Origin of the sequence: Clostridium hydrogenum, assembly GCF_021432385.1 — a bacterium.
In the GTDB taxonomy this organism is placed as follows: Bacteria; Bacillota; Clostridia; order Clostridiales; family Clostridiaceae; genus Clostridium_S; species Clostridium_S hydrogenum.
The window spans coordinates 625593-650769 of sequence record NZ_JAEACT010000003.1; the positions used below are offsets into that span (position 1 = coordinate 625593).

Annotated in this window: 23 protein-coding genes; all 23 read right to left on the reverse strand. The window is 31.7% G+C overall.

Annotation, left to right across the window (positions count from 1 at the left end):
* Positions 1–128: 128 nt before the first annotated feature.
* Entirely contained in the window at positions 129–1487 is a 1359-nt protein-coding gene (gene accC / locus CUEA01_RS16095) for an acetyl-CoA carboxylase biotin carboxylase subunit (RefSeq protein ID WP_234122702.1), read from the reverse strand.
* A 293-nt stretch (positions 1488–1780) separates the two neighbouring features.
* Positions 1781–2236 carry an acetyl-CoA carboxylase biotin carboxyl carrier protein gene (gene accB, locus CUEA01_RS16100; protein WP_234122703.1) on the reverse strand — a complete coding sequence of 152 codons (456 nt, stop codon included), beginning with the start codon at positions 2234–2236 and terminating at the stop codon, positions 1781–1783.
* 13 nt (positions 2237–2249) lie between these two features.
* Entirely contained in the window at positions 2250–3242 is a 993-nt protein-coding gene (locus tag CUEA01_RS16105) for a 5-oxoprolinase subunit C family protein (RefSeq protein WP_234122704.1), read from the reverse strand.
* Positions 3239–3970, reverse strand: a complete 732-nt coding sequence (gene pxpB, locus CUEA01_RS16110; RefSeq protein WP_234122705.1) for a 5-oxoprolinase subunit PxpB — start codon at positions 3968–3970, stop codon at positions 3239–3241. Before pxpB ends, CUEA01_RS16105 begins: the two co-directional genes overlap by 4 nt.
* A 10-nt stretch (positions 3971–3980) precedes the next feature.
* Positions 3981–4769, reverse strand: coding sequence for a putative hydro-lyase (locus tag CUEA01_RS16115; RefSeq protein WP_234122706.1), 789 nt, complete (start codon positions 4767–4769; stop codon positions 3981–3983).
* An 84-nt stretch (positions 4770–4853) separates the two neighbouring features.
* Positions 4854–6080 (reverse strand): NRAMP family divalent metal transporter, encoded by a 1227-nt coding sequence (locus CUEA01_RS16120; protein ID WP_234122707.1) that lies wholly within the window; start codon positions 6078–6080, stop codon positions 4854–4856.
* A 310-nt stretch (positions 6081–6390) separates the two neighbouring features.
* On the reverse strand, positions 6391–7146 hold the full coding sequence (locus tag CUEA01_RS16125) for a LamB/YcsF family protein (protein WP_234122708.1): 756 nt from the start codon (positions 7144–7146) through the stop codon (positions 6391–6393).
* A gap of 1066 nt (positions 7147–8212) precedes the next feature.
* The gene (locus CUEA01_RS16130) at positions 8213–9001 is read right to left on the reverse strand and encodes a nucleotidyltransferase domain-containing protein (protein ID WP_234122709.1); all 789 of its coding nucleotides are present in this window, start codon (positions 8999–9001) and stop codon (positions 8213–8215) included.
* 221 nt (positions 9002–9222) lie between these two features.
* The gene (locus tag CUEA01_RS16135) at positions 9223–9810 is read right to left on the reverse strand and encodes a L,D-transpeptidase family protein (protein WP_234122711.1); all 588 of its coding nucleotides are present in this window, start codon (positions 9808–9810) and stop codon (positions 9223–9225) included.
* 173 nt (positions 9811–9983) lie between these two features.
* On the reverse strand, positions 9984–10955 hold the full coding sequence (locus tag CUEA01_RS16140; RefSeq protein WP_234122713.1) for a dipeptidase: 972 nt from the start codon (positions 10953–10955) through the stop codon (positions 9984–9986).
* A gap of 74 nt (positions 10956–11029) precedes the next feature.
* Positions 11030–12004: an ABC transporter ATP-binding protein gene (locus CUEA01_RS16145; RefSeq protein ID WP_234122714.1), complete on the reverse strand. Its 975-nt coding sequence runs from the start codon at positions 12002–12004 to the stop codon at positions 11030–11032.
* A 4-nt stretch (positions 12005–12008) separates the two neighbouring features.
* On the reverse strand, positions 12009–12995 hold the full coding sequence (locus CUEA01_RS16150; RefSeq protein WP_234122715.1) for an ABC transporter ATP-binding protein: 987 nt from the start codon (positions 12993–12995) through the stop codon (positions 12009–12011).
* A gap of 21 nt (positions 12996–13016) precedes the next feature.
* Complete coding sequence (locus tag CUEA01_RS16155) at positions 13017–13922, reverse strand: ABC transporter permease (protein ID WP_234122716.1); 906 nt, start codon at positions 13920–13922, stop codon at positions 13017–13019.
* Positions 13923–13939: 17 nt separating this feature from the next.
* A complete protein-coding gene (locus CUEA01_RS16160; RefSeq protein WP_234122717.1) occupies positions 13940–14860 on the reverse strand; it encodes an ABC transporter permease in 921 nt (306 codons plus the stop codon).
* 24 nt (positions 14861–14884) lie between these two features.
* Positions 14885–16486: an ABC transporter substrate-binding protein gene (locus CUEA01_RS16165; RefSeq protein WP_234122718.1), complete on the reverse strand. Its 1602-nt coding sequence runs from the start codon at positions 16484–16486 to the stop codon at positions 14885–14887.
* 360 nt (positions 16487–16846) lie between these two features.
* Positions 16847–18127, reverse strand: a complete 1281-nt coding sequence (locus tag CUEA01_RS16170) for an MFS transporter (protein WP_234122719.1) — start codon at positions 18125–18127, stop codon at positions 16847–16849.
* A 12-nt stretch (positions 18128–18139) separates the two neighbouring features.
* Entirely contained in the window at positions 18140–18391 is a 252-nt protein-coding gene (locus tag CUEA01_RS16175) for a hypothetical protein (RefSeq protein ID WP_234122720.1), read from the reverse strand.
* A 16-nt stretch (positions 18392–18407) separates the two neighbouring features.
* Positions 18408–18797: an SHOCT-like domain-containing protein gene (locus CUEA01_RS16180; RefSeq protein WP_234122721.1), complete on the reverse strand. Its 390-nt coding sequence runs from the start codon at positions 18795–18797 to the stop codon at positions 18408–18410.
* Between the two features lie 297 nt (positions 18798–19094).
* On the reverse strand, positions 19095–19463 hold the full coding sequence (locus CUEA01_RS16185) for a DUF2089 domain-containing protein (protein WP_234122722.1): 369 nt from the start codon (positions 19461–19463) through the stop codon (positions 19095–19097).
* 406 nt (positions 19464–19869) lie between these two features.
* Positions 19870–20259 (reverse strand): dihydroxyacetone kinase phosphoryl donor subunit DhaM, encoded by a 390-nt coding sequence (dhaM, locus tag CUEA01_RS16190; RefSeq protein ID WP_234122723.1) that lies wholly within the window; start codon positions 20257–20259, stop codon positions 19870–19872.
* Positions 20260–20642: 383 nt separating this feature from the next.
* Positions 20643–22064, reverse strand: a complete 1422-nt coding sequence (locus CUEA01_RS16195) for a SpoVR family protein (protein ID WP_234122724.1) — start codon at positions 22062–22064, stop codon at positions 20643–20645.
* The gene (gene yhbH, locus CUEA01_RS16200; protein WP_234122725.1) at positions 22010–23200 is read right to left on the reverse strand and encodes a sporulation protein YhbH; all 1191 of its coding nucleotides are present in this window, start codon (positions 23198–23200) and stop codon (positions 22010–22012) included. The genes CUEA01_RS16195 and yhbH overlap by 55 nt, the downstream gene beginning before the upstream one ends.
* A 4-nt stretch (positions 23201–23204) precedes the next feature.
* Positions 23205–25127 (reverse strand): PrkA family serine protein kinase, encoded by a 1923-nt coding sequence (locus CUEA01_RS16205; protein ID WP_234122726.1) that lies wholly within the window; start codon positions 25125–25127, stop codon positions 23205–23207.
* Between the last annotated feature and the right edge of the window lie 50 nt (positions 25128–25177).

Below are 25177 nucleotides of genomic sequence, written 5' to 3' on the forward strand. Positions count from 1 at the left end.
ACCAGTATTAAAGAGTTACAGTTTCTTATATCACACAAAACTATATCTCAATTTGGCTTATTATTTTTTTTAAGATGCCTTATATAAATACTATCTCTTTACATAGAAAAAATCAACCAAAATGTGTCTTATATAATTTTATTTTCCACTAAAAAATTAGTATTAAATTTTCCACTCACAAATACTTCATTTTGCAATAAATTTTTATGGAATGGAATAGTTGTATCTATGCCTTCTATTTCAAACTCAGCAAGAGCTCTTTTCATTCTTTCAATTGCCTCTTTTCTATCTCTTCCCCAGGTAATAACTTTAGCAATCATAGAATCATAAAATGGGGTAATTTTATATCCAGAATAAGCGGCACTATCTACTCTTATGCCAAACCCTCCTGGTGAAAAATATTTTTTTATCTTTCCCGGACAAGGCATAAAATTATTACATGGATTTTCAGCATTAATACGACATTCCATAGCACATCCATTTATCTTTATATCTTCCTGGGTAAAGGAAATCTTATTTCCAAATGCCACATTTATCTGCTCCTTAATAAGATCAATACCTGTTACTAATTCTGTAACTGGATGTTCTACTTGTATTCTCGTATTCATCTCCATAAAATAAAATTCACCAGTTTTATCTAAAAGAAACTCAATAGTTCCAGCACTACTGTAACCAACGGCTTTTGCTGCCAATACTGCCGCTTTTCCCATTCTTTCGCGAAGCTCCTTACTTAATGCTGGGGATGGTGACTCTTCTAAAAGTTTCTGATGACGTCTTTGAATAGAACAATCTCTTTCCCCCAAATATACTTCATTTCCCCATTTATCCCCCATTATTTGAATTTCAATATGTCTAGTATTTTCTAAGTACTTTTCTAAATATACCTCAGGATTTCCAAAAGAAACTTCTGCTTCTTTTTGAGCTTTACGAATTGAATCTCTTAATTCATCTTCATTTCTAGCCACTCTCATGCCCTTTCCTCCACCGCCAGCAGAAGCTTTTACTATAACTGGATAACCAATCTTATTTGCAATTTCAGCGGCTTTTTCTTCATCTTCAATAATTCCATCTGTTCCTGGCACTGTTGGAACTCCTGCATTTTTCATAGTTTCTTTTGCCTCAGCCTTATCACCCATTTTTCTTATGGCCTCAAAACTTGGTCCTATATAAATTAATCCATTTTCCTCACATATTTTAGCAAAATCAGCATTTTCAGAAAGGAAGCCATATCCCGGGTGCACAGCGTCTACTTTTGCATGCTTGGCAGTACTTATTATACTAGAAATATTTAAATAACTTTCCTTTGATGGTGCTGCACCTATACAATAAGCTTCCTCCGCCATTTTAACATGCATTGCTTCTTTGTCTGCTTTTGAGTAAACAGCAACCGTAGATATTCCCATTTCTTTGCAGGCTCTTATAATTCTAACTGCAATTTCTCCTCTATTTGCAATAAGTATTTTTTTCAATAGGCTCGCTCCTTTCATTTATAGGCTATGTTTTAAATAAGTGTTGATTTTCACACTTATTTAAAACATAGCTTCCTTTAGTAAGTTTAGCTATTTTTAAAAGAATGTTTCTATGATGTGTTGGCTTTTATGGACTCTTAGGATTGCTCGTTTATAATTTACGTAATTTTGACTAGGACGGTCAAAGCCATTTAGGCATCAGGACGATGCATCTAAATGGGTAGTAAATTATAAACGAGCAATTCTTAGAGTCCGTTAATGGCATAATCTCATATCAACATTCTTTTAAAACATAGCCTTCATTTATAAAGTTAATTTTTTTTAACCTTAAATAATGGTTGTCCATATTCTACAAATTCACCATCCGAAGCCAATAATTCTAAAATTTCTCCTTGAACTCCAGCTTCAATTTCATTATATATCTTCATAGTTTCAATAACGCAAACTACTGTATTCTCATTTACTTTTTGGCCAACTTTAACAAATGGTTCTTCCTGTGGCTTTCCTGATAAATAAAAATTTCCTACCATAGGAGATTTTATTTCATAATTTTCATTATCTGTGTCCTTTAAATTAGCCTCATCAGTTTTTGAAGCTACTGACTCTTCGTTCTCTTCCTTTAAATCAGTATTTATCTTTTTCCTGTATACATTATTTTCTTCTTTTGAAATAACAATTTTAGCCCCATCTTGTTCGAGCTTGAAACTTTTTAGGGAAGACTCATCTACCATTTTAATAATTTCTTTTATATCCTCTAGCTTCAACATTAAATTCACCTTCCTATAATTTTAAATTAATTGAGGTCTTAAGATTATTAATGTACCTTTCTCTTTCAATATATAGTTCTTCTGCTTCCTTCAAAGAAACTTCCTTAAATCTCAAAAATTCTCCTGGCTTTTTTTGAACTACCTTACATATATCCACATCTACAATCTTTGCAATTTTAGGATATCCACCTGTAGTTTGTCTATCTGCAAGCAAGACAATTGGGTTTCCATCTGGCGGTACTTGAATTGTTCCAAGGGAAACCGGTTCTGAAATCATTTCTAAATGATCTTTTAATTTTAGTTCCTCACCAGTTAATCTATACCCCATTCTATCTGATTGTGTGCTTATACTAAATTTACTATTAAAAAAGTTATTTTGACTTTCCGAATTAAATTCATTAAACTGCCTTTCATGGATAACACGGACAAAATCATCTGAATTATATTTTTCTCTTTCTATATACCAATTAGGATAGGTAAATAAACTATCTACATCCTTTTTACACAATGAATTTATAATTTTTTTTGATAGGCTGCTATGAGGATTGGTGTCAATAACATCATCTTTCTTTAGTGACCTTCCTTTAAATCCTCCAATTCCAGCACGTATGTATGTACTTTTACTTTTCATAACTTCTTCAATTTTATACCCACCTGCTACAGCCAAATATGAACGACATCCGAATTTACAACTGCCAAATTTTAAAACACTTTTTTTATGTAAATAGATAGGTCTATTCATTGGAACTTGCATACCGTCAATGGTTGGTGATAAATTTGCACCTGTTATTGAAATGAGCATCCCTTTATCAATAATTAAAGAAGGGCCAAGTAATGTAATTTCAATTGCAGCCTCGCCTTCATCATTTCCAACTAAAATATTGGATAGTCTAAGTGAAAATGTATCCATAGCACCGCTAACTATAATCCCATACTTTTGATACTGATTTCTCCCTAGATCCTGAATACTTGTAAGCAGCCCAGATTTTAAAACTGTAATACTCAAATTTCTTCCTCCTTATACGCTTCGTATTCTTCATTGGAAATTGGAATAAATTTAACTATATCTCCTGCTTTAAGAAGACTTGGAATCCTATGCTTAGGTCTAAATAACTCTAAAGGTGTTCTTCCAATAAGCTGCCATCCTCCTGGCGTGCTTATTGGATAAACACCAGTTTGCATACCAGCAATACCAACGGAACCCTTTGGTATCTCTGTACGTGGTGATTTTCTTCTTGGCGCAGATATTTTTTCTGGCATACCACCTAAGTATGGAAAACCCGGTGCAAAGCCTATCATGTATACTAAATATTCACCTTCTGAATGTATTTTAACAACTTCCTCCATTGAAATTTTATTGTATGCTGCCACATACTCTAAATCTGGACCAAATTTCCCACCATAGCAAACTGGAACTTCTACAATTCTTGATTTTCCATTTGATTCAGTAACTATATTATTTAAAATTTTATTAATTTCACTTTGTACTATTTCATAAGCAAATTGATTACTTCTTCCATAGGCCTTTCTAACTTTTACTGGGTCATAAATTACTGTAACACTGGTAAACGCTGATATAGATTCAATCATCCCTTCAAAAGGCTTTTCATCAATATAATCTGCAAAAGCTTTTACTTTTATTTGTATACTTCTATCTATTTCGTTACCAAATTGAACCAAAATTGCAGTTTCACTAATACAAAACATTTCAGCAGTAATTTTGTCCTTATTCATATCTTCACTCCTATAAAACCCCAAATTGTTCTTCTCTTATATCAGTTATAAACATATGTCCAGGTGCATGTGTAATCATAATTTCTGGTTTAACCTCCATTGCTACAGCTTGAGGTGTTACACCACATGCCCAAAATACTGGAACTTCACCTTCTTTTATAGTTACGCTGTCCCCAAAATCAGGCTTATTTATATCCTTAATTCCTATGTGTTCTGGGTTTCCAATTTGAACAGGTGCTCCATGAACTGATGGAAAACGTGAAGTAACTTGAACAGCTCTAACTATATCTTTTTCTGGCATAGGTCTCATACTGACTACCATTGGCCCCTGAAACTTACCCGCTTTTATACATTGAATGTTTGTTTTATACATTGGTACATTGCATTTTTCCTCTATATGTCGAACTGGAATTCCATTGCTTATTAATGGAAATTCAAAAGTAAAGCTGCATCCAAGTAAAAATCCAACCATCTCATCATTCCAATATTTTTTAATATCAAGCGTTTCCTCTACAAGTTCACCATATTTATATATTCTATATTTAGGTATATCAGTTCTTAAATCAGCACCTTTAGCTACAATTTCTGGTACTGCTGAACCCGGTTCTGTAACATCAAGCACTGGACATGGTTTTGGGTTCCTCTGACAAAATAGCAAGAAATCAAAAGCAAGTTTTTTATTTAGTACAACCAAATTGGCTTGTGTAAAGCCTCTAGCCATTCCTGCCGTAGGCTTTATACATTCATTTTTCCTAATAAGCTCTCTAATTTCCTTTGCACTCATATTTGCATAATCCATTATTAAAATCTCCTTTTTCTATAATATTATTGGGCTATGTTTTAAATAAGTGTTGATTTTTACACTTATTTAAAACATAGTCTGTTATTTAAAAAGTGAAGGTAATTGATTTACTAAAGTATATACTCCTAAACATGCCATAATTAAAACAACTACACCACCAAAAGCCGTCATCCACTTAGGATGTTTATATTCTCCTACAACTTTTTTATTATGTGCTCCTACAAGAATAGCTCCTAATGATATTGGTAAAATAAGACCATTTAATGCTCCTGCAATCAATAGTACTTTTACTGGTTGCCCTACTAATACAAATATTAAAGTTGAAAAAACAATAAATCCTATGATAATCCATTTATAATACTTATCTACTTTTGTACTAAAAGATTTAAGAAAAGATACCGATGTGTATGCAGCTCCAATTACTGAAGTCGTTGCAGCTGACCACATTACAATTCCAAAAATTTTGTATCCAACATTTCCAACTGACAATTTAAATACTGCTGCCGCTGGATTTGCTGCATCTAATTTTAGACCCTTTGCCACAATACCAAGTGCAGCTAAAAACAATACTATACGCATAATTGACGTAACTAAAATACCGGAAATTGAACTTTTAGTAGCTTCTTTTATTGAATCTTTTCCTTTTAAACCTGCATCAACAAGACGATGTCCCCCAGAAAACGTAATATATCCACCAACTGAGCCACCAACCAAAGTAACTATAGCAAGTATATTTATTTTGCTAGGAATAAAGGTTTTTATTACAGCCTGACCTACAGGCGGATTTGATGAAAATGCAACATATATAGTTAAAATCACCATAATCCCACCAAATATTTTTGCAAACAGGTCCATTGCTTTCCCTGCTTCTTTATATAAAAATATGGAAACAGCAATAATCGCACTAATTACAGCACCAGTTTTTGTTGATATTCCAAAAAGTACATTCATTCCAAGTCCTGCTCCTGCAATGTTACCTATGTTAAATGCAATTCCTCCAAATACAATCAAAAAAGAAACCAAATAGCCAAGTCCCGGTAAAACCATATTTGCAATTTCTTGTCCCCTTTTTCCTGAAACACATATTATTCTCCAAACATTGAGCTGTGCACCTATATCAAGGAATATTGATAATAAAATTACAAACCCAAAGCTAGCCCCCAAGCTTTGAGTAAACACTGTAGTTTGTGTTAAAAAGCCAGGTCCAATTGCAGAAGTAGCCATTAAAAATGCTGCTCCTAAAAGCAAACTCCAATTTGCCTTTATTACTGACCTTTCTTTACCGTCATCATTTTTTAATTCTTCCATTTTAAAAGCCCTCTTTTTATTTATATTTTAGGCTATGTTTTAAATAAGTGTTGATTTTAACACTTATTTAAAACATAGCTTCCTTTAGTAAGTTTAGCTATTTTTAAAAGAATGTTGATGTGATGTGTTGGCGTTTATGGACTCTTAGGATTGCTCGTTTATAATTTGCGTAATTTTGACTAGGACGGTCAAAGCCATTTAGGCATCAGGACGATGCATCTAAATGGGTAGCAAATTATAAACGAGCAATTCTTAGAGTCCATTAATGTCATAAGCTCATATCAACTTTCTTTTAAAACATAGCCATATTTTAAAATGCCTTAATTGTAATTCCCTCTTCTTTAAACTGTTCAGTTATTTTACCCGCAAATACAATAGCATTTTGATTATCTCCATGAATACATACCGTATCAGCTTTTATATCTATTTCTCTCCCCTGCTGACACATAACTTTTTTATTTTTTATCATATTGCAAGTTCTAATAACTGCTTCATCTTTATTAGTTATTAGCGCATCTTTTTGATTTCTTGGGGTAAGAGTTCCATCAATTTGATAGGTTCTATCTGCAAATACTTCACTTGCAGTTTTAATTCCAATTTTTTCTCCAGCTTTTATTATTTCACTTCCTGAAAGCCCATATAAAATCATTTCAGGATTAACCTTGTACACCGCTTCTGCAACCGCCTCCGCTAACTTTTCATCTTTTGCGGCCATGTTATATAAAGCACCATGTGGTTTTACATGATGCATTTTTCCACCCTCTGCTTTAACAAAACCGTACAAAGCACCTATTTGATATACCATTATGTCATACGCTTCTTTTGGTGTAATTGCCATGTTTCTTCTCCCAAAACCAATTAAATCTTGAAGTCCAGGATGTGCTCCAATTGCAACTTTATTTAAAAGTGCTACTTCAACCGTTCTATGCATTACAGCTGGATCACCTGCGTGAAATCCACAAGCTATATTGACAGATGTAACATACTTTAATATTTCTTCATCTCCACCAATTTTGTATACACCAAAACTTTCACCCAAATCACTATTTAAATCAATACTATACATCCAAATCCACCTCTATTTTTTTAATAAGCAAAGTTCATTATTCCGATTTTCGGTATTACAGTTCCATATTGTAGATTTATAAAATCATTATACTTTTTACAAAAGTCCATGTCAACAATCTATCAAAAATAATCCAATATTTTTATCATAATAATTATTATACATTTCAATAATTTCCTATATGTTAATTTATTATTGTTTTTCGTGATGATTATTCTTTTTTAAATAGCTATGCTTTAAATTCATTGAATTTAGAATTACAAAAGAGCCGTTTCATTTATAGATAAGCAATTTGAAAAGCAGAGTACGGATGACAGAGTACAGAGTACAGTGAATGATAATTTACCTTTCGCTTTGCTTAGGTAAATCTTAAACTTAATGTTGTCAGCTTCGCTGAGCACCATGATGGTTCTATTGCGCAGCAATAAAAAAATCATCCTTCGTTGTACTCTGTACTCTGTGTTAAATTGTAATTTGTCAGAATAAACTTAGTATTTGCAATTTCAATGTTCCAAGTTGTATATCTACTTGAGTATGATTTTAAATATTGCAAACCAAAGTGTAGTGCAAAATCCACTATCTATTTGTTTCACAATATATAATTAGTTTCTAACAACTTACTACTGTAATTTTAATGATTTCAATAATAAATATTGTTTCTGTAATACACCAAAATTCCGTAGGCACACTAATATTTTTGATTAATTTATGTCTTTGAAATGGAGCATTAGAAATTAATGATATAGGTTCAATAATTTTAATGGGCTTACGCTCAAGCCTCTGGTATGTGTTCTTTCCTTAACCAACTGTAATTGCAAAGTAAGAGCGTTTTAGAACGATTTAAATAACAGCTTATAAATCTTAGAGGAATAACCAATCTTTTAGTAGTACACAAAATTATTAAATGTTTCAAAAAAAATTAATAAGCTTGGGCTAATGAACCTACATGGTCAAAGCCCAAGCCCCTAGTCTGTGTACTTAGAACTTTCAATTTGTCTGAACGTTAGTGAGTTATTGAAAGTTCTTAGGATTTTAAAAATATTCCTCTTAGATTTATTGCTGCTATTTAATGTTCCAAAATGCTCTTACTTCGCAATAATTTTATATTTCTAAACATAAAATAGAAAAACTTCTTGTTTATTTTCCCCGAAATTTCTTCTGGCAGCTTTTCTAAAACTTCTTCTGCTATTTCACATAATAAAATTACCCCATCAGGTAAATACGATGGTCCTATTAAATCCATAGCCTTTTTATATTTTTCATACATACTGCTATCCATTTTTTTATATAATCTTTTTAAGCCGAGCTGCGCATTATCTTTATCATAAATATATCTTAGTATTACAGACAAATAACCACTAATATGGCTTCCAAGCCTTGAAGCCCATACTAAATCATTTCTCATATAAGCTGCTTCAAATTCCAAAAGCATAAAAGTTGCTTCGTCAAAATATTTTGCTATTTCTTCATTACTTAATAAAAACTTCTCATTTTTATAATTCTTCAATAACCCCTCTGGATCATAAAGTACTTTTACCTCATCTGTACAATGAAGACTTTCCCGTGTAACAGTATATAAATCAAAATGAAGTCCGTCCTCAAAAACCGCTACAATTTGTGGCCCCACAAAATCTTCATTTGTATAATAGATTATTGTTTTATACGCCTCTAAATACTCTATCCTTTTACTTAAAAACTCTCCCTTTTTATCTTCCTCTACCATACAGTAAAAATCAACATCAGAATACTCATCACACTCCCCTCGTGCAATTGAACCCTTTAAAAATACTGCCTTTACTAGCTTGTCTTTTATAATTTTAGCATAAACTTTTTTAACAGCCTCTTCCTGTTTCATGGTATTTCACCTCACCGAATAAAAATATATATTACATCAGAATACCATAAAAATACAAAAGTTACAATACCTTAAATAATATTACTATTATATTTCATTTATAGATATACCGGTTCAACTATTAAAATTCACAATGGTATATATTTATATATACCTGCTCAACTATTAAAATTCATGTGCACTAAAATGCCCAGGATATGGCATTTTGGTACAAATGAATTTTAAGTTTCACAACGGTATATCTTTATTAATGGATGTTTATTAGGGTTTAGCCATCTTAAAATTTTTATAAGTTCATCTTCCTTAGCTGCAATGCATCCTGCTGTTGCTCCATTGTTAATCTTATGAAAAAATATTGCGCTTCCCTTACCTTTAATGCATTTAGAATTATAATTAATAACCGCCGCATACTTGTAAGCTGGATGCAACAAATTTTCAGCCGACTTCCAAGCTTTTTTATTGGTCCCATCTTGCCAGGTATTATAGTACTTAGATTCTACATCATCTACCCAAAATTGATTTCCATCTACCTTTCTATAATGAAACTTGAAGCCTAAATTCTCACCACTTCCAAAAAATGTGCCGAAGGAATATACTCCTATTGGAGTTTTCATATCTCCTTCAACTTTATTTTCTGTGACTCCATTTTTACCTATTTTACCATCCATCTTGTCAAAAACTTGAATCCACTCAGTATTTTTTCTTTCATAACAAGCAATTTTAGCTTCCGAACTATCGTTTTTTTCTGGAACTATAATTACTAATTGCTCACAATTATTATTACTATAAAGTTCATCAAAGCTTTGCATACCTATCTCCTATCTTAGGCATATTAAAGGAAATAACAAGTCCAACTTTCGGCTAGTTTTGTGTAATACTTCGTCACCATAACACGTTAAGACAACCAGTATTAACGTGTTATAGTTCCTTGTATTACACAAAACTATCTCTCAATTTAGACTTATTATTTTTTTAATATGCCTTATAAACATTTCCTTATAACTCTTATAAAATTTTTATGTTCTATTTTCTCAATGTCCTCTCTACTATATCCCCTTTTAACAAGGCAGTTAATCAAATTTTGAGCTTTAGTTATGTCTTCAAAATTTTCTATTGGAGGTGTATTATCACTCTTAAATTCTTCCACATTCTCTTCCTCAAAATAATTAAAAAAGTCAAAGCCAAGACCAACATGATCTATTCCCATAACTTCAACCATATGGTCAATGTGATCACATAACCTATCAATTGTTCTATTTTTTTCATCCATATCTACAAATTCACTATATGCATTTAAACCAACAACTCCATCTGTATTTGCTATTGCTTTTAATTGATCATCATAAAGATTTCTTGTGACATCACAAAGTTTTCTGCAGTTTGAATGAGATGCTATAATAGGCTTTTTAACTATTTCGCATATATCCCAAAAGCTCTTTTCATTTATATGAGAAACATCTAATACCATTCCTATTTTTTCCATGTAATGAATACACTCTTCTCCTAATTTACTAAGCCCCATTTTAGGACTACCATTTATACCCGCTGCTAATGCATTTTCCTCATTCCAGGTTAACGTACAATGTCTTACCCCTAGCATATACAAGACAGGAATTAGCTCTAAATCATTATCAATAAAACTTAACCCTTCAACTCCAATAACTACTGCAAGCTTTCCTTCTTCCCGTGCCTTATTAAAATCATCTTTCCTTCTAATTATTTGTATCAAATCCTTAGTTTCCGCAACCTCTATTGACATGTTTTTTATTATTTCAATTGCCCTTTTTTTAGGGTCTTTTTTATCCACTCTGTCTTGCCATATTACAAATATACCACCACCAGCAGAAGCCTTTTTATATTCTTGGCAGTGATAATTTCTTAAAATATCTTTGCGGCCCATTTGCCTTTTCCTAGTAATATTTGTCCATACATCATCATGTGCATTAAAAATCATTTTCAAGCCCCCATTTAATTTTTTGGCTATGTTTTAAATAAAGATAAAACACTTATTTAAAACATAGCCATTTTTTAAGCGTCTAAAGGAAAGTGACAAGCTACTTCCCTTCCATCCTTGCTTAATAATTCTGGTTCACTTTCCTTACACCTTTCCTTGCAAAACGGACACCTTGTGCTAAATCTACATCCTCTTGGCAAATCTATAGGACTTGGCATTTCTCCTTTAAGAATTAATTTTTCTTTATCCCTGAGATGAGGATTCATAATAGGTGAAGATTCCATGAGAAATCTAGTGTATGGATGAAGTGGCTGCTTAAATATATCTTCTTTTTTACCAACCTCAACTATTTTTCCAAGAAACATGACGCATACTCTATTTGCTATATGTTTTACAACATTTAAATCATGTGATATAAAAAGATAAGTGAGCTTTTTCTCTTCTTGTAAATCCTGAAGCAAATTGATTATCTGTGCCTGAACAGATACATCTAATGCAGAAACCGCTTCATCGCAAACTACAAATTTAGGATCAAGTGCTACTGCCCTTGCTATTCCTATTCTTTGTCTTTGGCCCCCACTAAACATATGTGGATATCTCATCATATAATCTTTTCTAATTCCAACCATCTCCATAAGTTCTGCAACTTTACCCTCTATATCCTTTTTACCAACTATTTTGTGAGTTAGTAATGGTTCACTAATTATATCTTTTACGTTCATTCTTGGATTTAGCGAAGCATACGGATCTTGAAATACAATTTGCATCTCTCTCCTCTTTTTTCTTATGCTACTTCCATTTAACTTTGATATATCTTGACCTTCAAAATATACACTTCCAGAAGTTGGTTCCATTAGCCTAATAATAAGCCTGCCAAGGGTACTTTTACCACATCCTGACTCACCAACTAAAGCTAATGTTTCTCCCGTAATTATTTCCATATTTACTCCATCAACGGCATGAACAACTTTTTTCTTATCACTAAATATTCCGTTTTCTACCTTAAAATGCTTCTTTACATTTTCAGTCTTCACTAAAATTGTACTCATATATTCATCTCACCCCACCTTTATACTTCCAGCAGCTAACACTACACTTGTCATTTATTTTTATCAAAGGAGGTTCCTCTTTCTTACAAATTTCCATTACTTCACTACATCTCTGATTAAACCTACAGCCTAATGGTGGATACGCCATATTAGGCACCATTCCTTTAATACTATAAAGTCTATTACTACATTCATTTCTACCTGGCATAGCCTTTAAAAGGCCTTTGGTATATGGATGCTTTGGATTGTCATATAGTTCGAACACATCAGACTGCTCTACAATTTTCCCTGCATACATTACATAAACATAATCACACACCTCTGCAACTACACCTAAGTTATGCGTAATCATTATGATAGATGTACCTGTCTCATCCCTTAAATTAGCTAACAACCTTAAAATTTGTGCCTCAATTGTTACATCAAGTGCTGTTGTTGGCTCATCCGCAATAAGCAATTTAGGTTTACATATAAGTGCCATTGCAATCATTACTCTTTGGCGAAGTCCACCTGAAAGCTGATGTGGATATGAATTATATCGTTTTTCAGCATCTCCTATCCCTACCATATTAAATATTTTTAATACTTCTTCCTTTGCCTCTTGATTTTTTATATTATTATGAATAAGCAATGCTTCCTTGACTTGCTTTCCCACTGTATATACAGGATTAAGACTAGTCATAGGTTCCTGAAATATCATAGATATATCTTTACCCCTAACAAGGCTCATTTGCTTATTGTTATATTCTAGTAAGTTTTTGCCCTCCAACATAATTGTGCCGTTTATAATTTTCCCATAATCCGGCAACAGCTGCATTATTGAAAGAGAAGTTATACTTTTACCCGAACCTGATTCACCAACTATCCCAACAATCTCCCCTTTATCTACTGAAATAGATACATTATCTACGGCAAATACTTCTCCTTTTTTTGTGAAAAAATGTGTACTTAAATTATTTACCTCTAATACTTTTTTACTAGTCTCTTCCATAACTTAATGCCTCCTGTACTCTTATTGCTTAAGATATGGATCTAAAGCATCTCTAAATCCATCTCCAAGAAAATTAAATGCTAAAACAACAATTAATATTGCAATTCCTGGAGAAATAGTAACCCATGGTGCATTAAAAATATATTCCTTGCCATTTGAAACCATAAGTCCCCAACTTGCAGCTGGAGGCTGTGCACCAACGCCCAAAAAACTTAAGCTAGCTTCAGACAAAATAGAAGATGGAATGTTCAATGTAAAAAGTACTATGAGCTGAGGAATGCAATTAGGCAATATATGTCTAAGCATTATGGTAATATTGTTAACCCCTATAGCTTTAGCTGCCTCTATAAATTCTCTGTTTTTAAGTGCCATTGTTTGGGATCTAACAACCCTTGCCGACTGAGCCCATCCTATTACACTAAGGGCAATAAATATGTTAAGAAGACTTCCACCGAGAGTGTACATTACTACCATTGCCAAAAGCAAAGATGGGAAAGCAAGTACCATATCTGAAATTGCCATTAAAAAAAAGTCAATTTTTCCACCATAATACCCTGAAATTGTGCCTACAACAATTCCTATTGCCATTGATATTACAGTCGGTACAATGCCAATTAAAAGAGAAATTCTAGAACCATAAATTAATCTTGATAAAACATCTCTTCCATACATATCTGTTCCTATCCAGTGTTTTAAACTTGGGTTTTGAAATTGTAAACTCATATTTACCTTATAGGGATTGTATGGAGCAAAAAAGGGAGCACATATTGATATAAATGCTATTACAAAAATAACACACATACTTATAACCGCCATTTTATTTTTATAAAAGCACCTTATAAAATCACCAAAAAAGCTATCAGTGATAAGCTCTTCACTCGCTTCTGTAGGTTTAAGTTTTAAAAAATTTTTTTTAGTTATCATCATACTTTCTCATCCCACCTTTAATTGTACTTTATACGTGGATCTAAATAAGAATATAAAATGTCTGCAACCATATTACCGATAATAACAAGAAAGGTTGTAAGTAATACAGAACCTTGTAATAATGGCATATCCCTATTTTGAATAGCATTTACAGCAATACGTCCAATCCCAGGTACACCAAATACACTTTCTGTTATTACCGCTCCCGATAAAAGTCCAGCAACCTGAAGTGCCATAACTGTAACTACTGGTAAAAGCGAATTTTTCAAAGCATGATTAACTACTACCTTAATCTCTAATAATCCCTTTGCTCTAGCAGTTCGTATATAGTCATTTTGCATTATTTCAAGTAAATTAGATCTTACTAATCTTGCTATAGTTCCTGCTGAACTCCATCCTAATACTATAGCAGGCATAATTATATATTCAGGCCCATCAAAACCAGAAACAGGCAAAACTCCAAGTTTTAGCGAAAAAATGTATTGAAATATGAGTCCACTCCAAAATACTGGCATAGAAACACCTAAAAGTGAAAATCCCATAAAAAAGTTATCTACAAATGAATACTTTTTAACTGCAGATAGTATACCTGCTGGTATTCCAATGATCCAAGAAACTATTGCAGCTGAAATAGCCAATATAAGTGTATTTGGGAACGCTTCATAAAGCAATTCACTTACTGGCCTGTTAAGTTTATATGATATTCCTAAATTTCCTTGAAGGGCATCAGCTATAAACCTAAAAAACCTAATATATACAGGATCATTCAAATGCATTTGAGAACGCACCCTAGCAACTACATCCGGACTAATATGTTCACGCATCATTAATGTCACCGGATCTCCTGGTACTACATTTAGAAGCAAAAATGTAATTAATGACATTCCCAAGATTATTGGAATTGACACCAAAACTTTTTTTAATATATATTTTTTCATAATTTCACCTACTCTAGATATTACTTACTTTGACTGAAGAGTTATGCCATTATACTGCATATTGCTCCACCCATTCCAAGATACCTTAAAATTTTTAACTTTAGGTTGCACTACAAACAAATGCTGTAATGAAAATAGTGGAACCCATGCTGCATCATTATCTACAATTGTTTTTTCAATATCTTGATATTCTTTCATTCTATCTGATTGATTTGTCATAGCTCTAGCATCTTCTAATTTGTCAAAAATATTTTTATTACTATAATTGAATGATCTAGCTAGTGTATTACTTGATGAAAAGAAAGTGTATATAAAATTATCCGGATCATTATAATCCGCTGACCAATTTCCCTCATAAGCTGCAAGCTTTCCTTGTTTACGCGTTGCATAATAAGTAGCTGAGTCCATTTGATTTATTTTAGCTCTAATTCCAACATTGCTAAGCATAGACTGAACAACTTCATTTACCTTTAAGGTATCATCACTATCACTAATTTGTGCAATCTGCATATCAAATCCATTTGGATATCCTGCTTCTTTTAAAAGTTGTTTAGCCTTTTCTTGATCATATTTTATTTGAGGAAGCTCACTATTATATCCAATAAGTCCTTCTGGAAGTATTCCATTTGCTACTGTTCCCTTTCCATTATATAATTTATCAAGTAACGTTTTTCTATCTATAGCAAGTTGAAATGCCTGCCTTACTTTAACATTATCAAATGGCTTTATATTCTCATTTAAACAGTAGTAATATGTTCCAATCCTTGCTCCAGTTACAATTTGATTTTTCCACTTTGAGCTACTTTCAAAATATGGTATTTGAGAAGGGGCATCGTCACAATCAAATATATCAAGTTTTTTTGTTTCAAAAAGCATCCTTTCCGTCTGAGGATCAGATACAATTTTAAAATTCACTCCATCTAAAGTTGGCTTGCCCTTATAATAATTGCTATTAGCTTCCAATACTATATTATCGTTTATCTTCCAAGATTTTAATTTAAATGCCCCTGTACCTATAGTTTTTGACGGATCTATTCCAAACTTATCACCAGCTGCTATAGTTGCTTTCTTATTATATATAGAGCAGGCTGGTGCTGCTAAATTTGCGATAAATGGTGCAAATGGCTTACTAAGAGTTATTTGTACCGTACTAGAATTTATAGCCTTCAATCCACTTACAGAGTTAGCCTTACCATTCATTCTATCTTCAGCACCTTGTATCATATCTAGAAAATCTGTATTTAATGCTTTTGTTTTTGGATCAAGCATTCTATCAAAGGTATAAACTACATCATCCGCTGTAAGTTTCTCACCATTTTGAAATTTAACATTTTTTCTTAAATAAAAGGTGTATACAAGACCATTCTCGGAAATATTCCAGCTTTTTGCAAGTCCTGAAACTTGTTTTGCTTTTCCATTCTCAGTTACGGTCTCAACTAATCTATCAAATATATTAAGTGGTATACCATAATCATCTGTTGTCTTCTGTACATCAACTGTACCTGGATCTTTTGTCATAGCTGCATTTAAATAGTTTGATTGTGATGCGTTCTTACCACTACACCCATATAAAGTAGAAGTAACCATTAGCATAATTATGATTCCTAATGCATAAATTTTTTTCATAATTAATCCCCTCTTACTCTTAATAATTATTTGCAAAGCTATTTGTATGTTATACAACACAACTCACATTTTTTATTATTTTATTATTATTATTTAATTTATTTTAACACTTTTATAATATTTCCTATTTAAATGTATCATATTGTCAATAGGATTTCAATATATTTTTGGGTTATTTGTTAAAATATATTCTATAATTATTAAATTACATTATATGCAACAAAATGTATAACATTATAAAAAAATACAACTTTTGCTCAGATTTAAACATAAAAATGGAGTGATAGTCTTTAGTACTCTAAAAACTATTACTCCATTTTTATGTCTATAGTGAAATTGGCTCAACTACAAAGTATGCTTTTATTTAGCATCTTGAAGTTCTATTGCCTCATCCATTTTGGGTTCATATACTTCATCAACAGCTTTTGCTACAAATATTGCAGTAACTATTATATTTAATATTACAACTATAAGCAAGATATAATAATAGTGGAATTTATCAAGAAGGACACCGTATACCATTGAACCTAATGGAACAGCACCTTGTGAGAATATTCCTAGAAGTGAAAAAAATCTTGAGCGCATATCATTAGATACCATTTTTTGAAGGTTTGTTCCTATGGGTGTATTAACACAAGCATTAGCAGTTCCTATGGATAAAAATATTATAGCAAGTACTGCAAAGAACAACCAGGAAGGCCCACCGAAAAATTTAACTCCACTTGGAAAAACGGATATGGATAAGCCAAGAAATATTAGTGCTTCTATAAACAACCCTGCATTAAGTGTAGCCTTTGTTTTAATCCTTTTAGCAAATATACCCAAACCCACATTTCCTATTAAAACACCAATAGTAAATGTAGCCATCAAATAACCATACTGCTGTGAACTAAAGCCTATGGCTTTTTTAATTACATATGGCATAACTATATCTATAAAAGGTGCTATAAGCAAATTAGATAACATTGCAAAAGTAAATAGTTGCATTAACCCTTTATTACTTTTTATAAAAGTTAATACCTCTTTATTATCATAAAAAAATGCCTTTATTGTTAATTTTTCATTATTATGATTTTTACAAACATATATCATGAAAGCAGACATTATCCCTGATAAGATAAATGAAGCACCATTTATGAAAAACACTACTTTTATTCCGAAGAAGCCGTAAATAACACCACCAAGTGCCGGTCCTATTATCATAGAAAATGCATCAAGACCACCTCTTGCAGACATTGCCCTCATAAGTTCATCCTCTCCAAGTAATTCTCCTATAATGGCGCTTGAAGCTGAACCAAATATGCTGTCCATAATGGATATTAAAATTTGAGCTCCAAATAGAATATAAATATTAAGCTTTCCACCAAAAGCTAGAAACCCAAGTATACATACCAAAATACCTCTTCCAAAATCAGATACAACCATTATTTTTCTTCTATCTTTTCGATCTCCAAGTATACCTGCAAAAGGCGAAGTTATAAGATTTGGTACTAAATTAAGAGCCGAAAATACTCCCATAAGTGCACCAGAATGCGTCAAATCAAGAATAAAAAGTGGGAGTGCTATTTGCTGCACCCCAGTTCCTATAAATGATATAAATCTCCCCGTCAAGTATAATATAAAATTTCTCTTATCCTTCATTACTAAACTCCTTTAAATTGTTATTGTAACTTCTGTTCCATCCTTTGCTTTCACATCTACAATTTTTAGCCCTCTATATTCTTTCAAATCATTAAATCCCTTTTTTAATAATCTCCAATCAATCATATTAACATATTTTTTATCCTTCTCAGGTATATATCTTTGCACAAACGGCGCATTTACAATTGATATTCCGAAATTTAAAATACAAAATGGACATGGGATAAAAAACTTTCTTCCCTCTGCTTTAATATATATTCGCATAATATAAATCTCTCTCCTATTCAATTGTTACTTCTACTATATCTCCATCAGCACTATTAACATCTATTATTTTTCCTGAAATTCCGTTGTCAATAGCATCTGCTATAAGGTTCAAATCAACATTTTCCATTCCTTTAACGTAGGTATCCATAGGAATTTTACCAACAGTTTTAAGCATAGTTTTTATAAATTTAATTGGCAAATTGACATTAACTATATCTCCCTCATGTGAATTAACCTTTATTTTAAGCATTTTATTCATAATATCATCATCGTGAATAAGCTGAATAGCACTGCTGCCCTCAGTTTTTTTATCACCTATAGCTTCTATAAGCTCCTGTGCCTTATCCGCAGTTATTTTTCCTTCTTCAACCATTTTTAAAATTTTTGATATTTCTTCATTCATAATAAAACCCTCCATTTATTCATTTGCTATTTCTTAAATAAGTGTTGATTTTCACACTTATTTAAGAAATAGCTTCCTTTAGTCTGTTTGGCTATTTTTAAAAGAATGTTGATGTGATGTGTTGGCTTTTATGGACTCTTAGGATTGCTCGTTTATAATTTGCGTAATTTTGACTAGGACGGTCAAAGCCATTTAGGCATCAGGACGATGCATCTAAATGGGTAGCAAATTATAAACGAGCAATTCTTAGAGTCCATTAATGTCATAAGCTCATATCAACATTCTTTTAAAAATAACCTATTCATTTAACATTTTAATTGCTTCATCAGGAGTTATCTCTCCCTTATCAAGCATATCTATAACTTTCTTTTTATCTACATTTGAAGTAGGTGCTGAAACATTATATCCAAGAGCAGTTAAAACATCATCAAGCTTTGCTCTAACAGTTGGATAGGATATTCCAAGTTCTTTTTCAACATCTTTTATATTCCCTCTATTTTTCAAAAAAGCTCCAACAAAATTTAACTGTTCATTTGTAAGATATTCAAATTTAGTTGAGGATTCAAATTTATTTTCAATTACTGTATTACATTTGCTGCACTCTAATCTTGTTATATAAAGTTTTCCATTGCAAACCGGACACTTATTCAAAATTTTGTAAGCCAATTTACCACTCCCTTCCTATGAATATAATATATCACCCTTGTTTAATATTTTCAAGTATATTTTAAAAATTATTTATTATTTTTAATATTAACATTAATATTTTTAATTTTAACATTAATATTCTCAATCTATATATTAATATTTTTAATTTGCAAATCATTTTGAAGTTTCAAGCGGTTTATCTTTATAGACAAACCACTTCAACTACCAAAATCAATTTGCATCAAAATGCCTAGAAGATGGCATTTTGATACAAATTAATTTTGAAGTTTCAAGCGGTTTATCTTTATTAGCACACAAAAAAGAACAATTTTGATTAGAAAATTGTTCTTTCAGCAATTGAAAAATCTCATATATATAATTGTTTTTTATAACCTCTCATACTCAAAAATTTCTTATAGGTTTTTTATGGAATCTTATTTAGTGCCATAGTTTTCAATGAATTCACTATTTCATCTTTACTTTTCCCAATGCTAGCTTCTACCGCAGCCGTTAATGTCCCTTCAGCAAATGCTGTATCTACTATTTCTATATTGCGCATTTTGTCTTCATCCATAAAATCAACTGCCATTTGAGCACTTGTGTATGCGCTTCCCATATCAAATAATATCAGTACACCATCTTTAGAATATACATCATTTATACCGTCAACAATCTTTTTTACATCAGTTCCAAACCTTCCATCATCTGTGCCACCAGCTGCAGCTACCTTGCACCTTGAAGCCATTTCATTCGCCAGCTCTTTTAAATCTACAGCAAGCTTTTGACTGTGAGATACAAGCACTATCCCAACCATAACCGAATCACTCCTACTTTATGAATTTAAATATTACTTATTTTTGCTACCTACCGCACTAATAAACCTATCAAATACTGTGAATCGGTTTAGACCTACAAAAAAATTAATATTTAACAAATTCTTCATATCAATTATATCATCTAATTTATTGAAATACATATATTTTATAAAATTTACCTATTTAAAAATTTATTAATTTAAATTAGGAATACTAATAATTATTTAACGTATAATTTTTTAATTTAAAACAGTAATTATAACAATTTAAAAACTATTTTTTTGCACTACACCAAAATTCCGTAGGCACGGAGGAATTTTTTCCTTAATTCCAGTTCAGGTGACATAATAATATTTAATGTCACCAAATATTATTATGTCACCTATTCTTCATAAATTCTCTTTGTTTCATCACAAGAAATCTTATATTGTTTTCCATTTACCTTAGTTATAAGTGTAACTTTATTCTTCCATAAATCCACAATATATTTTAAAGTGGATTCAGCATAATTAATATTTAATTCTCTTCCATCAAACACGTGCTCCAAGGTTAAGCTATTATCCTTTTGGGACATATCTATAACTCTTATTAGTGGTATATTATTCATTCCACATGAATTACATATAGCATTTCTCACATTCATCCAGCCATTTTCATCTGAAACATCATCTATTATATATTCTCCATTTTTATTTGAATACTTAAACAAATTAAGTTCCTCACATAAATCTCTTGTAAGATATCTTCTTATGAATGATTCATCTCTTTCAAGTTTTCTAACCTCAAATATTTTATCTCTTCCATATCTCCTTTCAATATCCTTCAAAAGCATAAACCCAAGATAATATGGATTCAAAGAACCAAACAAAGGTGCAATAACATCGTTATGCCTCTTTATAAATTCTAAATGAAGCCCCTCCGGCAATTTCAACTCATTTAATATAGTGTAATGCCAAAAGCTTGCCCAGCCTTCATTCATTATCTTTGTTTCAATTTGAGGGATAAAATAAGAAGTTTCTCTCCTAACAATCTCTATTATATTTTTCTCCCATTCTTCAAGTGGAGCATACCTTTCAATAAAATGCACTAAATCCTCTTCTGGTTCAAGGGGAATTTTATTTAAATTTGGCTGAACTGGCTTTTTACTTTCTTCATACGGATTTGAATATGAATATTCTTTATTGAAATCTTCTATTATCTTTCTCCTTACTTCATCTTCTGATAGCCTCTTCATGCCTATTACCCTTGAAGTTTGATACCTTATTGCATGAGCAGCATCAAGTATGTGATCAACTTTTTGGTTGCCTATAGAAGGATTTTTTATATAAGCTCTTATTATATCTGCATCATTTTTAAACATTTGAATAGTATTGCCAGCATCAGTTCCTTCTACAAATAGTCTGTTATTCTTAAAAAAGTCATTATGTCCATATACATGTGCCATTGTAAGAATTTGAAGTGTTAGTGTATTCTCCTTCATTAAATAAGCAAGACACGGATTTGAATTTATAACCATTTCATAGGGAAGTCCAACGAGATCATAATTATATAATGTTTTTTGCTTTTCATATGCCTTACCAAAACTCCAATGAGGATACCTTGATGGCATGCCTGTATAGGTTTCATATGCAAGCATATCATTATAACTTACAATTTCATATTCCTGCTCATAATAATTAAGCTTTACTTCTTTTGCTTTTTCTTCTATTCTTTCATTCCACTGCTTTAAATCCTTTAAATTATAATCTTCTATTGTTCTCCCTCCTTTAAATCCTTGATTAACATTGATTTTAATGCTGGCCATAAACCTTCTTTATTTTTAATATTTACACTAACAAAATTGGAGTTTTTTATATTTGCATCAAACTTGTACTTCATTGTCCCTGCATAAGTATAAGGTAAAATTTCAGCATACCCAACCATATTGCATACATCACATAGCTGTTTAGCTGCTTTTAAGGCTCTTTCATCGTCTTCTGTAAAATTATCACCATCACTTACATAAAAGCCATACAGATTCCAAAATGAAGGATTGTATCTTTTTTCTATTATATCGAGGGCTTTATTAATTCCACTTGATATATAGGTTCCTCCAGATTCTACCTTATGAAAAAATTCATTTTCATTAACCTCATGTGCTACTGTAGAATGAGATATAAATGCTATTTCAACATTGACATATTTAAGCCTTATAAATCTTGACAATATAAAAAAGAAGGAGCGGGCAAGATACTTTTTAGTTGCATCCATAGAGCCCGAGCAATCCATAATACACATTATTGCTGCATTACACTCTTTTCTTGGCTTTTCCTTAATCTTGTGATATCTTAAATCCTCATCTCTAAAAGGAAATCTATCATTATCTTTCTCCTCATCTTCAGTTAAATTAGCCTCCCTAATTGCCCTTTTTTTACCTTGTTCTCTTTTTAATTTTTCTACAACTGTCTTTTTTTTAGCCAATCTAGGTCTTATTCCATATTTCTGATAGCCTACCATCCTCTTTGACTTTTCTGTAATTATTTCAGAAAATTTTTTCTTATCTAGATTGGGCAGATTGAGATCGTCTATCAAGTAACTCATCACATCTTCAATTGTAATTTCTGTCTCATATATGTCGTCACCCTCTTCATTGCCAGCCCCTTTATTGCCTTGCCCCTTTTTTACCTTTTCAGAACCTAAACTATCTCCTTTTTTTTCATTTCCATCACCGCTGCCTACTCCTGGAGTATTTTTACCATATATAAATTCATACTCCTTTAAACCTCTTATTGGAATTTTAATTTTTCTATTATTTCCTTCTCCTATTATGCTTTCTTCAGATATTATATCTGCCAAATTTTCTTTAATTGCCTTTTCAACTAAGTCTTTGTGCCTTTTTCTATCACCTATAGTTCTATCATGCTCTATCGGATTAACACCATAATCCCTAAATATAGCCATAGTATCAATCCTTCCACAAATTATTAGCTGCATATTTTAAGATTACATCGCAACAATATTCGCAATATCCATTTCTCTTCATTTCTTCTACCATAGAATTGTACTTTTCGCTCTGCTCCTTATCCCTTACTCTAGATTTTGTAATTATTCTTGATAGATCCTTTACTGAAGCCGTAAGCTTTTTCTCTATAGCCTCTTTTAATGGTTCATAGGCATCATAAGCTATTTGTCCGCCATTTCTTACAACATAGAACATATATGAGGTTACATCTGTTCTAAAACCCTTTGCAGAACTTTCTGAAATTCCAATTTGTTCTTCAATTGAACGCATAAACTTTTCATCTGGATTAAGTTCTTCACCAGTTGATTTATCTTTAATTTTAGTTTTGTTTACAAAGGCTTCTGCATTATCCAAATAGTTGTTAAACAAAGTTTCTGCCTGTTCTCTATAGCTTTGTATAAATGCCTTTGTTATTTCCTTTTCCAAAACTTTATTGTACTCTTTTCTTATAATATTTTGGACAAATCCAAGATACTTTTTCCTATCCTCTTCAGAAATATCAAGATCTTTAATGGATTTTATAATACTTTCCATTATGCTTAAAGGATTTATGCAATCAAATTCAGAATTAGAAAGTGCATTATCAATCGCTTTAACTATAAATCTTGTTGAAATGCCATTCATTCCTTCCATTGGTCCTGCTTCTTCCCTAAGCTCGGTTATATCAACTTTTTTTGTTGTTCCATTTTCTACTATATCTTCACCATTGTATATTTTTAATTTTGTTATTAAATCAACCTTTGAGGACGGTTTAAGTCTTGAAAGTATAGCAAATAATGCTGCTACATCTAAGCTATGAGGTGCTATATGTGCCGTAAAATTACTCTTTTTAAGTATTTTGTCATAGATTTTTATTTCTTCATTTAATTCAAGACAATATGGCACTTCAATTTTTACAATTCTATCTAGTATAGCTTCATTTGTGTGATCAGCCTTAAACTTATTCCACTCTGCTTCATTTGAATGCGCTATTATAAGTCCATCAAAATATATCATTGACCCCTTTCCAGGTGAAGGAATTGATTTTTCTTGCGTAGCAGTTATTATTGTGTGGAGATATTCAACATCATTTTTAAACACTTCTATAAATTCAACCATTCCTCTATTTCCTACATTAAAAGCACCATTTAAGGAAAAAATCCTAGGGTCATCCTCTGCATATAAATCCATTTTTGATATATCTATGGAACCAGTTAAAATTGATGTATCTTGATTGTTAGGATCTACAGGTGGTACAACCCCTATACCTTTTCTTGATCTAATGGAAAATCCACTTGTAGTTACATGGAATTTCTCATATTCTCCATTGTATTCATGCATAAGCCTATATCTACAAACTGGACACAAATCCCCTTCAATTTCTATACCAAGTAAATCTTCAAACTTCTTTCTTAAATGTTTAGGTATTAAATGAAGTGGTTCTTCTCTCATTGGACATCCCTTTAAGCTGTACACTGGCTCTGAAAGCTCTAATGCTTTTTTTATAGCTTCAACTAATGAGGATTTACCTGCTCCAACTGGTCCAACCAAATAAAGTACCTGCCTTGCTTCCTCACCTTTCATTGATGAAGAATTAAAGTAATTTACAAGTTTCATAATTACCTTATCTATACCAAAAAAATCATCTTTAAAAAAATTGTATCTTTTAATTGGATCGCTTCCGTATATTTTTCGTATTCTTGGGTTTTCATCTGGCTTTAAAATCTCAAAGCCTTTATTTTTTATCATGTCATATACTCTTTTGTGTGCTAATTTACATATATCAGGATTTTCTTTTACTAAATTAAGATAGTCAAGAAAAGTTCCTTCAAACTTAACTTTATTAGAACCTTCTCTATCATTTTTTATTATTTCCTTAAAATCCATAACTGCACCTCCAATTACAATATTATATTGTCAAACTATTCTATTAAAAT

What these genes read in the sequence shown, in the direction of transcription:
- accC (WP_234122702.1), bottom strand. Translation starts at nt 1,487, where the DNA reads ATGAAAGGAGCGAGCCTATTGAAAAAAATACTTATTGCAAATAGAGGA.
- accB (WP_234122703.1), bottom strand. Translation starts at nt 2,236, where the DNA reads ATGTTGAAGCTAGAGGATATAAAAGAAATTATTAAAATGGTAGATGAG.
- pxpB (WP_234122705.1), bottom strand. Translation starts at nt 3,970, where the DNA reads ATGAATAAGGACAAAATTACTGCTGAAATGTTTTGTATTAGTGAAACT.
- CUEA01_RS16115 (WP_234122706.1), bottom strand. Translation starts at nt 4,769, where the DNA reads ATGGATTATGCAAATATGAGTGCAAAGGAAATTAGAGAGCTTATTAGG.
- CUEA01_RS16120 (WP_234122707.1), bottom strand. Translation starts at nt 6,080, where the DNA reads ATGGAAGAATTAAAAAATGATGACGGTAAAGAAAGGTCAGTAATAAAG.
- CUEA01_RS16125 (WP_234122708.1), bottom strand. Translation starts at nt 7,146, where the DNA reads ATGTATAGTATTGATTTAAATAGTGATTTGGGTGAAAGTTTTGGTGTA.
- CUEA01_RS16130 (WP_234122709.1), bottom strand. Translation starts at nt 9,001, where the DNA reads ATGAAACAGGAAGAGGCTGTTAAAAAAGTTTATGCTAAAATTATAAAA.
- CUEA01_RS16135 (WP_234122711.1), bottom strand. Translation starts at nt 9,810, where the DNA reads ATGCAAAGCTTTGATGAACTTTATAGTAATAATAATTGTGAGCAATTA.
- CUEA01_RS16140 (WP_234122713.1), bottom strand. Translation starts at nt 10,955, where the DNA reads ATGATTTTTAATGCACATGATGATGTATGGACAAATATTACTAGGAAA.
- CUEA01_RS16145 (WP_234122714.1), bottom strand. Translation starts at nt 12,004, where the DNA reads ATGAGTACAATTTTAGTGAAGACTGAAAATGTAAAGAAGCATTTTAAG.
- CUEA01_RS16150 (WP_234122715.1), bottom strand. Translation starts at nt 12,995, where the DNA reads ATGGAAGAGACTAGTAAAAAAGTATTAGAGGTAAATAATTTAAGTACA.
- CUEA01_RS16155 (WP_234122716.1), bottom strand. Translation starts at nt 13,922, where the DNA reads ATGATGATAACTAAAAAAAATTTTTTAAAACTTAAACCTACAGAAGCG.
- CUEA01_RS16160 (WP_234122717.1), bottom strand. Translation starts at nt 14,860, where the DNA reads ATGAAAAAATATATATTAAAAAAAGTTTTGGTGTCAATTCCAATAATC.
- CUEA01_RS16165 (WP_234122718.1), bottom strand. Translation starts at nt 16,486, where the DNA reads ATGAAAAAAATTTATGCATTAGGAATCATAATTATGCTAATGGTTACT.
- CUEA01_RS16170 (WP_234122719.1), bottom strand. Translation starts at nt 18,127, where the DNA reads ATGAAGGATAAGAGAAATTTTATATTATACTTGACGGGGAGATTTATA.
- CUEA01_RS16175 (WP_234122720.1), bottom strand. Translation starts at nt 18,391, where the DNA reads ATGCGAATATATATTAAAGCAGAGGGAAGAAAGTTTTTTATCCCATGT.
- CUEA01_RS16180 (WP_234122721.1), bottom strand. Translation starts at nt 18,797, where the DNA reads ATGAATGAAGAAATATCAAAAATTTTAAAAATGGTTGAAGAAGGAAAA.
- dhaM (WP_234122723.1), bottom strand. Translation starts at nt 20,259, where the DNA reads ATGGTTGGGATAGTGCTTGTATCTCACAGTCAAAAGCTTGCTGTAGAT.
- CUEA01_RS16195 (WP_234122724.1), bottom strand. Translation starts at nt 22,064, where the DNA reads ATGGCCAGCATTAAAATCAATGTTAATCAAGGATTTAAAGGAGGGAGA.
- yhbH (WP_234122725.1), bottom strand. Translation starts at nt 23,200, where the DNA reads ATGGCTATATTTAGGGATTATGGTGTTAATCCGATAGAGCATGATAGA.
- CUEA01_RS16205 (WP_234122726.1), bottom strand. Translation starts at nt 25,127, where the DNA reads ATGGATTTTAAGGAAATAATAAAAAATGATAGAGAAGGTTCTAATAAA.